7 protein-coding genes are annotated in these 9,773 nt (G+C 72.3%); 3 read left to right on the forward strand and 4 right to left on the reverse strand.

What is annotated here, in order from left to right; all coding sequences use genetic code 11:
• Window positions 1-26: 26 nt before the first annotated feature.
• Entirely contained in the window at window positions 27-1,325 is a 1,299-nt protein-coding gene (locus IE246_RS01715) for a hypothetical protein (RefSeq protein WP_189987180.1), read from the forward strand.
• Window positions 1,326-1,340: 15 nt separating this feature from the next.
• On the opposite strand, the gene IE246_RS01720 is transcribed toward IE246_RS01715, so the two are convergent.
• Complete coding sequence (locus IE246_RS01720; protein ID WP_189987181.1) at window positions 1,341-2,312, reverse strand: NAD-dependent epimerase/dehydratase family protein; 972 nt, start codon at window positions 2,310-2,312, stop codon at window positions 1,341-1,343.
• Window positions 2,309-3,151 carry an FkbM family methyltransferase gene (locus tag IE246_RS01725; protein WP_189987182.1) on the reverse strand — a complete coding sequence of 281 codons (843 nt, stop codon included), beginning with the start codon at window positions 3,149-3,151 and terminating at the stop codon, window positions 2,309-2,311. The genes IE246_RS01720 and IE246_RS01725 overlap by 4 nt, the downstream gene beginning before the upstream one ends.
• Before the next feature lie 122 nt (window positions 3,152-3,273).
• On the opposite strand from IE246_RS01725, the gene IE246_RS01730 reads away from it, so the two are divergent.
• Complete coding sequence (locus tag IE246_RS01730) at window positions 3,274-4,605, forward strand: lipopolysaccharide biosynthesis protein (RefSeq protein ID WP_268245265.1); 1,332 nt, start codon at window positions 3,274-3,276, stop codon at window positions 4,603-4,605.
• Window positions 4,602-5,525 (forward strand): glycosyltransferase family 2 protein, encoded by a 924-nt coding sequence (locus IE246_RS01735; RefSeq protein WP_189987184.1) that lies wholly within the window; start codon window positions 4,602-4,604, stop codon window positions 5,523-5,525. Before IE246_RS01730 ends, IE246_RS01735 begins: the two co-directional genes overlap by 4 nt.
• Here IE246_RS01735 and IE246_RS01740 read toward each other — a convergent pair.
• On the reverse strand, window positions 5,446-6,573 hold the full coding sequence (locus tag IE246_RS01740) for a glycosyltransferase family 4 protein (protein WP_189987185.1): 1,128 nt from the start codon (window positions 6,571-6,573) through the stop codon (window positions 5,446-5,448). The two genes, IE246_RS01735 and IE246_RS01740, sit on opposite strands and share 80 nt — an antisense overlap.
• Window positions 6,574-6,609: 36 nt before the next feature.
• Window positions 6,610-9,773, reverse strand: a 3,164-nt coding sequence (locus IE246_RS01745; protein ID WP_189987186.1) for an FG-GAP-like repeat-containing protein, incomplete at its 5' end; no start/stop codon positions are given.

A 9,773-nucleotide genomic window follows, 5' to 3' on the forward strand; every position in this document is an offset into this window, starting at 1 on the left:
GCTGACCGCGACGACCGGGAGCGCGCGTGCGAACCTACTGGTGGGCCAGCCCGGGCTGGGTATCGCTGCTGTTGATGGTGCCGATCTGCGTGATCGTCGCCGCCATGCCGCGCAGCACCTATCTCGAATTCGAGCAGGCCCGGCAGTTCTTCACCGGCGACCAGCTGCTGCTGGCGCTGGCCGGTCTGCTGGCGTTCTCGGCCGGCTGCGGCGTCGTCGGCTACGTCAGCCGCAGCGCGCAGCGCCAGCGGATCCGCAGTTCCCCGCCGTCACGGATTCTGCACTCGCACTACCGGCGGGCCATGCTGGTGATCGGTCTCATCGCGTTCTCCGGCAACTTCGCGCTGGTGCTGCCGGTGCTCGCCGATCCCGGCCTGGTGTTCGCGTTCCTGAGCGGCAAGGCATCGGTGTTCGCGCTCCTCAAGGAACGCACCCTGCAGGTGCCCGGCATCACCTCGGTAAGCAACCTCGCTGCCCTGTTCGCGGCGCTCTATGCGCTCAAGTCGAAGATCGCCGATCGCCCGCTCGACTGGTTCGACCATACCTTCGCCGCGATGGTGTTTCTGGCGGTGCTCATGCGGGCGGTCATCAACTCCGAGCGCCTGGCGATCATCGAGGTGGTCCTGCCGATCGGGATCGTCTGGTTCGGCACCGTCGGGCTGCGCTGGCGGGCCTGGCTGAGCCTGGCGCCGATCCTCGGCATCGTCGGCATCATCGCCCTGTTCGCGGCGACCGAGTATGTCCGGTCGTGGACCTACTACCGCTACTACTACGACAGCTACACCGACTTCGTGCTGTCGCGGATCTGGGGCTACTACCTGACCGCCCTGAACAACGGCGCCGGTTTGACCGCGCTGTATCCGCCGACCTTCGACGGCACCTACACGATGCACTGGTTCTACCGGTTCCCGCTGTTTCCGTGGGTCGAGGTCGAGGAGGCGACGTTCTGGGAGTACGCGTTCCGCTACGCGACCGAGGAGTTCAACAACACCTCCGGGGTGTTCGCGCCGATGCAGGATTTCGGATCGGTGTTCGGCATCCTGATGTGGTTCTTTCTCGGCGTGCTCAGCGGGCGGATCTACGACGGCTACACCCAGGGCAAGTTCCAGTACATGCTGCTGCACCCGACCTGGATGATCGGGGTCTACGAAATCCTGCGGCTGTTCTACTGGGGGTCGTCGAAGTACTTTCCGACCCTGATCTTCACGGTCGCCCTGATCGTGTTCATGGTGCGGCACCGCGCGGTGGCGACGGCGCCGATCACGGCCCGCAGCGCGCACCCGCTGGCCCCGGTGGCGGTGCGCGGCGGGCGAACGCGGACCTGACCCGCCGCGGCGCCCTCAGCGGGTGTCCCGGTCGGCCAGCCAGGCCCGGATACCCGAGCGGAGATCGGTTTCGAAACGATAGCCGTCGGCGACCAGGCGGGCCGGGTGGATATGGGTGCTGACCAGCAGCTTGCGGACCCGGTCGCGGTTGATGCCGGTACGCAGACCGAGTGCGGCGAGGACCTCCAGCCCGAAGGCCGCCGTCATCACCAGGCCGGTCGGCGCGGTCAGCCGCGGTACCGGCAGCCCGGCCTCTTCCGCCAGGGTCCGGGCGATGGTCTCGATGGTATAGGGCTCGGGGTAGGCGAAGTTGGCGCGGTACAGCGGCTCGTCGCGGGCCAGGCAGAACGCCATCACCCGGACCAGCTCCTTGACGTAGCCGCAGCCCTTGACGGTGTCGCGACGGCCGGGAAACACGAAGCCGCGCCGCCCGAGCTGGCGCAGCAGGCGGTCGAAGTTGCCGTGCTCGCCGCGGCCGAACACCACGGCCGGCCGCAGGACCACCAGGCGGCGGGATCCCGGCTCGGCCTCGAGCCAGCCCTCGTGGACCAGCTCGGCCAGCGCCTTCGAGCGGCCGTAGGCCGAGCTCGGCTGCAGCGCCGTGCTCTCGTCGCACGCCTCCTCCCGGGTGCCGTAGACCGAGATGCTGCTGGTGAACACGATCCGCGGGATGCCGCGCTGGGCCGCCAGTCGGCAGGCGTTCACCGCCCCCGCGACGTTCGTCTCGTAGTAGGCGTGGTCAGGGTGGCCGGGGGTGCGGTGCACCGCCGCCAGGTTGTACAGGGTCGCCACCAGCTCGGTCACCAGCCCGGCGATCGGCCGGCGTACGTCGCCGATGCGGTAGTCGACGCCGGCAACCGGGCGTTCGGGCGCGACCAGGTCGACCGAGATCAGCGGCCGTACGCCCCGGGCCGCGAGGTCGGCCAGCAGGTGGCTGCCGATGAATCCCGCCCCGCCGAGGACCAGCGCGCCCGACCGGTCGCTCACGACGCGGCCCCCATCGGCGCGGCCCCCATCGGCGCGGCCCCCTTCGGCGCGGCCCCCTTCGGCGCGACCGCGCGCGGCACCAGCACCAGGTCGGCGTCCTCGTCCGGGATGCCGTCCGGCCGCAGCCGGGAGTCGTGGCGGTCGGAATCGAACACGTCGTAGCCGAGCGCGTCGGCGAACGCCCGCAGCGCCGCGACGTCGGCGCCGAGCGACGGGTGGGTGTCGAGCAGGATCACCGGCCGGTGGCGGGCGATGCTCTCGCGCGCGCCCGCCAGCACCGCCGCCTCGGCGCCCTCCACGTCGATCTTGACCATGTCGATGCGCGGCAGGGCAAGGCTGTCCAGCCGGGCCACCGGGACCCGCACCACGTCGCGGTCGCGGTGTTCGAGCCCGCCGAGCAGCGAGTGCCAGCCGGTGACGTCGGAGCGGAACAGGTCGGCCTGGCCGTCGCGGTCGGACAGGGCGACCGCATGAACCGTTATCCAGTCGAAACGGTTGAGGGCGACGTTGTCGCGGATGATCCCGACATTGCCGGGTTCCGGCTCGAAGGCGTGCACCGCGCCGGTCGGGCCGACGATGCGGGCCGCGATCAGCGCGAAGTCGCCCTCGCTCGACCCGATGTCGACGAACACGTCGCCGGTCGACAGCCGGCGCTCGATCTCGGCGGTCTTGCGGAGCTCGTACAGCCCGAAGGCGCGCAGCAGGCTCATCGGGGCGTTGCCGACGTCGATCCGCATCCACACGCCGTTGGCGCGGAACCGCCTCGGCCGGCCGCCGAGCAGCGCCCGGGCCAGGGGATACAGCGCCGCGACAGTCCAGGCCTTGAGGATCGAAAGCATCGGCGTCGCTGTCACTGTAATTTGCGGCGAATTGCAACTGTATACCCGACGCACAGGGTCGGTGCTACGTTCGCCGTGATGATCGAGGATGCTGGACGGGCGGATCCGTCATGTTGAACGACATGGTTGCCGTGACTTTCATGAAAGTCGCGGGAACCGCTCTCTGGCTGCTCTACACGGTCTTGCTGGCCCGACTGCTGTCGGCCGACGAGTACGGGCTGGTGATGTACGCGGTGACGGTGCTGACGATCGCCGGTCCGCTCACCTGCTTCGGCCTGAACAGCGCGATGCTTCGCTACGGCTCGATCTATTGGCACCAGGGTCGGCCGGGGGCGTTGCTCGGCCTGCTGGGGGAGGCGCGCCGTACCATCGCCCTGGCATCGGTTCCGGCGGTCCTGCTGGTCGCGATGGTGTTCGAGGCGGCCCTGGGACTGGGCACCGGGGTGCCGTGGAGCGTCGTGGCGATCGTGGCGCTCGGACTGGCGCTGTACGGCACCATGGACCTGCACCGCGAGACCCTGCGGGCGCTCGACCGGGTGCTGGCGGGATTCCTGGGCTTCAACATCCTGCGGTCGCTGATCCCCGGGGTCACGGCGGCGGCGCTGGCGGCCGGCGGCTGGCTGTCGGTGGAATCCGCGCTCGCCGGGTTCGTCGGCGGGCTTGCGGTGATCGCCGCCATCGACTCCTGGCGGATCGGGCGGCTGGTCGGCGACGTGGTGCCGATCCGCCAGCGCGACGACCGGACGGACTGGTACCGGATCGCCCGCCCGATGGTGCTCGCCGAGGCGCTCGGCTACTGGATTGCGCGCGGCGACGTGGTGCTGGTCGGGGCGCTGCTGGACCTGCGGGCGGCGGCGATCTACCTGACGGCGCAGCGCCTGGCGGTGCTGGTCACCTTCGTGGTCGACGCGGTGCGCCTGACCCTGGAGCCGATGGTGGCCCGCCGGTACGCCGACCGGGACCACCGCGGCCTGCAGGACCTGATGGCGCGCGGCAGCCTGGTGTCGTTCGCGAGCGGCATGCCGATCGCCCTGGCGATCGCCGGCGGCGGCTGGCTGCTGCTCGGCCTGTACGGCCCGGAGTTCCAGTCGGGCTGGGCGGTCCTGGTCATCCTGACCTTGGGTCAGACGACGACGGTGCTGGCCGGTTCGGTCAGCGCGGTGCTGCGGATGACTGGGCTGGAGCGGCCGCTGACGGCGGTGCAGGCGGCCAGCGCGGTCGGGCTGTCGGCGACGGTGCCGGTGGGAATCCTGTTGGGCGGTGTCGAGGGCGCGGCGATCGGCGCCGCCCTGGTCACGGCCGGCAGCAACCTCGCCTATCTGGTGATCGCCCGGCGCCGGCTGCGGCTGCGCTGCGGGCCGGGCTCGGGCATGTTCGCGCCGGCCCTGGTCCGGTCGGTGGTCGAGGAGGCCCTGCAACGCGCCGCGCTGCTGCTGTGGAAGCCGCGGCCATGAGTGCGGCCCCGCCGACCGTGGCCCCGCCGACCGTGGCGCTGTCGATCGTGGTGCCGACCGTCGGCCGGGTCGAGGAGGTCGGCCGGCTGCTCGACTCGCTGCGGCCGCAGCTGACCGCCGCGGACGAGCTGGTCGTGGTCGACCAGAATCCGGACGACCGGCTCGGCCCGGTGCTGGCGGCGGCCGCCGACCTGCGGCCGGAGCGGGTGCGGGCCGCGGCGAAGGGCGCGTCGCATGCCCGCAATGTCGGGCTCGCCCACGCCCGTCGCGAGGCGATCTGGTTCCCCGACGACGACGGCTGGGCGACGCCGGGGCAGCTCGACGCGATCCGCCGTCGGATGGCCGAGGAACCGGCGGTCGACGTGATCGCCGGCCGGATCGTCGACGAGCACGGCCGCCCGTCCATGGGGCGCTGGCCCGACCGGCCGCTGGACGCGACCCGCGGCAATGTCTGGCGGGTCGGCGCCGAGGCGACCATGGTGTTCCGCCGCCGGTTCTTCGACCGGGTCGGCGGCTTCCGCGAGAGCATCGGCGTCGGCAGCGGCGCGCCGTGGGGCGCCGGCGAGGGCCAGGACCTGCTGCTGCGCGGGCTCGCACTGGGCTGCCGTGCCGGCTATCGCCCGGACATCGTGTTCGGCCACCCCAACAAGTTCGAGCGCGACGCGGCCGTGGTGCTGGCCAAGGGTGCGTCCTATGCCCGCGGCCTCGGCTACGTGATGGGGGTCAACGACTACACCCTGGCGGAGCTGGCGCCGCACGTCCTGAAGCCGCTGGCGGCGATGGTGGCGTTCGCCCTCGTCGGCCGGATCGGGCGTGCCCGCTACTATCTCGGCCAGCTGGTCAATCGCTGGAAGGGCTGGCGGGCGGGCCGACGATACCGAGGGTCGCCGCCAGGCGCTGCGCCGACGCCCGCCAGGTGAAGTGCCGGACCCGCTGGCGCCCGCGCTCGATCAGGCGGGCCCGCGCGCCCGGGTCGTTCGCCAGGCGGTCGATCGCGGCGGCCATGCCGGCGCAGTCGGTCGGATCGATCAGCCAGGCGGCGTGGTCGCAGACCTCCGGGATCGAGGCGCGGTTGCTGGCGATCACCGGGCAGTCGAGCGCCATCGCCTCCAGCGGCGGCAGGCCGAATCCTTCGTAGAAGGACGGGAACAGCAGGCAGAGCGCGCCGGCGTACAGCGCCGCCATGGCGGCGTCGTCGACCGCGCCCAGGAACCGCGCACGGTCGCCCGGGTCGGCCACCGGTCGCCCGTCCGGGGTGAACACCCGGGCATCGGTGGCGCCGACCACCGCCAGCCGGAGCCCGGGGTCGCCGACCCGCCGGATCGTCTCCAGGGCACCGGCGAGGTTCTTGTTCGGATGCAGCGAACCGAGGAACAGCACGTAGCGCCCGGGTTCGAGGCGGTACCGGGCCAGCGCGCCGGCGTCGGGCCGGATGCGGGCCATGTGCTCGGTGCCGGCCGGCAGCAGCGTGTAGCCGCGGCGGTTGGCGATGCCGTGCCGGGCCAGCCGCTCGGCGGAGAACGCGGAGACCGTGAACAGCGCCTCGGCCCGGCGCGCCAGCAGCGGCAGCATGGCCCGCATGGCGGCTCGGAACCGCCAGCCATAGGCGTCGGGCCGGTCGAACACCGAGGCGTCGTGGATCAGGATGGCGTTGCGGCGGTGCAGGAGCGGCGCGACGTTGCCGAAATTGATCAGCAGATGCCCGCTTGCCGCCCGCGGCAGGTCCCACTGCTCCCACGGATACCCGGACCAGCGGCCGACCTGCCGGACTTCGATGCGCTGCAGGGGGACCCGGTCGGTCTCGGCGCCCGGCGGCGCCAGGACGACGACCGGCGGTGCCGCCGGGCCGGCTCCGGCCAGCACACCGTCGAGCGCCCGCACCAGCTCGGCGGCGGCACGCTGCACGCCGGTCTGGCGCTGCGCCAGGAAGCGGCCGTTGACGAAGACCGGTTGGTGCGGGTCGGACACGGGATCCCCCTCCGGAGCGCAGCCGAAGGGCGAAGCCTAGAGCAGATCCCAGTCCGTCGGCATGTTGCCGATGTGGGTGAAGTCGGGGACGTCGCCGTCGTTGAACATGAACACCCCGATGTCGCCGGAGGGGGCCTGTGCCAGGATGCCCATGTCGCCGTCGCCGTTCAGCTCGCGGATCGCCAGGATCTCCAGGTTGCCGTCGAACCCGAAGTCGTAGCGCTGCTCCGGCGAGTCGCCGTTCATCTCCCACACCGACATGACGCCGGCCTGCTCGTTGCGCCACAGGATGTCGGCGTTGCCGTCGCCGTCGAAGTCGTCGACCGCGGCGATCGACCAGTCCGACGAGACGCCGTGCGCCATCCCGCGGACCGGCTCGTTGGTGCCGTCCATCTGCCAGACCGCCAGCAGGCCGTCGTTGGTGTTGCGCAGCAGCAGGTCGGCTTTGCCGTCGCCGCCGAAGTCGTCGACCGCCGCCACCTCCCAGTCGGTGCCGAGGCCCATGACGTTGCCGCGGGTCACCTCGCCGCCGCCCTCGGACGACCAGATCGCCAGCGAGCCGTCGTTCTGGTTGCGCCACAGGATGTCGGCGTCGCCGTCGCCGTCGAAGTCGGCGGTGGTGTTGAGCGCCCAGTCCGAGGAGATGCCGAGGACGTTGCCGCGGGTCGGCTCGTCGATGCCGTTCATCTCCCAGATGGCGATGTTGCCGGTCTCGGTGTTGCGCCACAGGATGTCCTGGCCGCCGCTGCCGAACTGGTCGACCGCGGCGATCTGCCAGGTGTTGTCGATCCCGAGCAGGTTGCCCTTGGCGAGGTCGTCCAGGCCGCCGGTGGTCCACACCGCGATGCTGCCGGTGCCCTCGTCGCGCCACAGGTAGTCGTCGGTGCCGTCGCCGTTGAAGTCCTCGAAGGCGGCCAGCCCGTACTTGCTCTCGATCGAATGGATGTTGCCGAGCTCGACCGGGCCGGTCCCGTCGGCCGACCAGACCGCGAAATCGCCGGTGTCGGTGTTCCGCCACATGTAGTCGTCGGTGCCGTCGCCGTCGACATCGCCCTTGCCGGCGAGCTGCCAGGCCGAGCCGAGGGCCTGCTCGTCGCCGAACTGGGCGGCCTCGGGGCCGTCGATCTGCATGGCCTGCACGGCGCCCGAGGAGGCCGAACGGAACAGGAAGGTCGGCCCGAACAGCTGCGGCGGCCCGGTCAGGTCCTGGGTGCTGACCACGTTGCCGGAGTCGTCGACGAACCAGGCGGTCTCGAACCCGGTGTGGCTCAGGCCGTCGAGGTCGGTGCCCTGGAGCACCACCAGGACGTCGTTGCCCTCGCCGCCGTCGATCGGGCCGTCGCCGACCGCCGCCCAGATGGTGTCGTCGCCGACGCCGCCGGACAGCGTGTCGACGCCGGCGCCGCCGGACAGCACGTCGTTGCCCGCGCCGCCGAGCAGCTGGTCGGTGCCGTCGCCGCCGGACAGCGTGTCGTTGCCGGCCCCACCCGACAGGGCGTCGGCATCGAGCCCGCCGCGCAGCAGGTCGTCGCCGTCGCCGCCCACCAGGGTGTCGTCGCCGGCCCCGCCGATCGCCAGGTCGTTGCCGTCCTGGCCGTACATCACGTCGCTGCCGAGCCCGCCCGACAGGCTGTCGTTGCCGAGGCCGCCGGACAGCGTGTCGTTGCCGGCCCCGCCGTCCACCGCGTCGTCTCCGGCCTTGGCCGAGACCAGGTCGTCGCCGCCGAGGGCGGCGATGCTGTCGGCGTCGGCGGTGCCGAGCAGGGTGTCGGCGCCGTCCGTCGGATCGTACGGGTTGACGAAGCCGGCGGCCCGCAGCGCGTCCAGGTCGGCGGCGTCGCCGGAGGCCTCGGCGCTGCCGGTGTCGACCGTGGTTCCGCCGTCCCACGACCAGCTGATCTGCAGCGTCCCGCTCTCGGCCTCGGTCCAGTGGTAGGTGGTGCCGCTGGCGGCCGTGACGGTCGCGTCCTGCGGATCGTCGACGCCCGCCAGGTCGAGCGTCACCTCGACGGACTCGCCGTTCGGGTTGGTGATCTTCCAGACCTGTTCGAGATTGCCGTCGTTGTTCAGGTCGACGGTGCCCATGGCCTCGACCGACAGGCCCTGCGGGGCGTGGAACACCAGCTCGGCCGAACCGACGACCGATCCCTCGTCCATGGTGTAGGAGGTGTACAGCCCGGTCAGGTCGAAGCTGGCGTCGGCATTGCCGTCGCCGTCCGAGTCGATCGAGACCGTCGTCGTGCCGTTGGCCCGGCTGAGGGTGACCGCGGCGGTCCCGCTATCCAGGTCGTCGACCTGGACCACGTCGCCGGCGGCGTAGTCGGCGATGGTGTCGCCGTCGAGGTCGGCCAGCGAGCCGGCCGCGAAGGTGTCGTTCCCGGCACCGCCGACCAGGGTGTCTGTCCCGGCGCCGCCGACCAGCACGTCCTCGCCGTCGCTGCCGACCACCGAATCCGCCCCGTCACCGCCGGACAGGGAGTCGTTGCCGCCACCGCCGATCAGCGTGTCGTCGCCGGACCCGCCGGACAGCGAGTCGGCGTCGGCACCGCCGGACAGCACGTCGTCGGCGTCGCCGCCGGACAGGGCATCCTGGCCGTCGCCGCCGTACAGGGTGTCGAGCCCGGCACCGCCGGACAGGGTATCGGCGTCGGCACCGCCGGACAGCAGGTCGTTGCCGTCGCCGCCGCTGAGCGCGTCGTTGCCGGCCCCGCCCGAGAGGACGTCGTCCTCGCTGCCGCCGCCGACGCTGTCGTCGCCGCCGCCGCCGGAGAGCGTGTCGGCACCGGCTCCACCGGAAACCGCGTCGGCGCCGTCGCCGCCGGCGACCTGATCGTTGCCGGCTCCGCCGGACAGCGCGTCCGACCCGGCGCCACCGGCCAGGGTATCGTCGCCGTCGCCGCCGGCCACCGAATCGTCGCCCTCGCCGCCCGACAGGGCGTCGCCGCCGTCGCCGCCGGCCAGCGCGTCGTCGCCGCCGCCGCCGACCAGGGTGTCGGTGCCCGAACCGCCGGACAAGGCGTCATTGCCGTCGCCGCCCGAGAGCGCGTCGTTGCCCTCGCCGCCGGCCACGGTGTCGTCGCCGCCGCCGCCGAGACCGGTGTCGTCGCCGGCCCCGCCGTCGATCGAGTCGTTGCCTTCGCCGCCGGCCATGGCGTCGTCGCCGGCCCCGCCGGACAGGGTGTCCGCCTCGGCCCCGCCGG

Origin of the sequence: Thalassobaculum fulvum (genome assembly GCF_014652915.1) — a bacterium.
Classification (GTDB): Bacteria; Pseudomonadota; Alphaproteobacteria; order Thalassobaculales; family Thalassobaculaceae; genus Thalassobaculum_A; species Thalassobaculum_A fulvum.

What these genes read in the sequence shown, in the direction of transcription:
- IE246_RS01735 (WP_189987184.1), top strand. Translation starts at nt 4,602, where the DNA reads ATGAGTGCGGCCCCGCCGACCGTGGCCCCGCCGACCGTGGCGCTGTCG.
- IE246_RS01725 (WP_189987182.1), bottom strand. Translation starts at nt 3,151, where the DNA reads ATGCTTTCGATCCTCAAGGCCTGGACTGTCGCGGCGCTGTATCCCCTG.
- IE246_RS01730 (WP_268245265.1), top strand. Translation starts at nt 3,274, where the DNA reads ATGGTTGCCGTGACTTTCATGAAAGTCGCGGGAACCGCTCTCTGGCTG.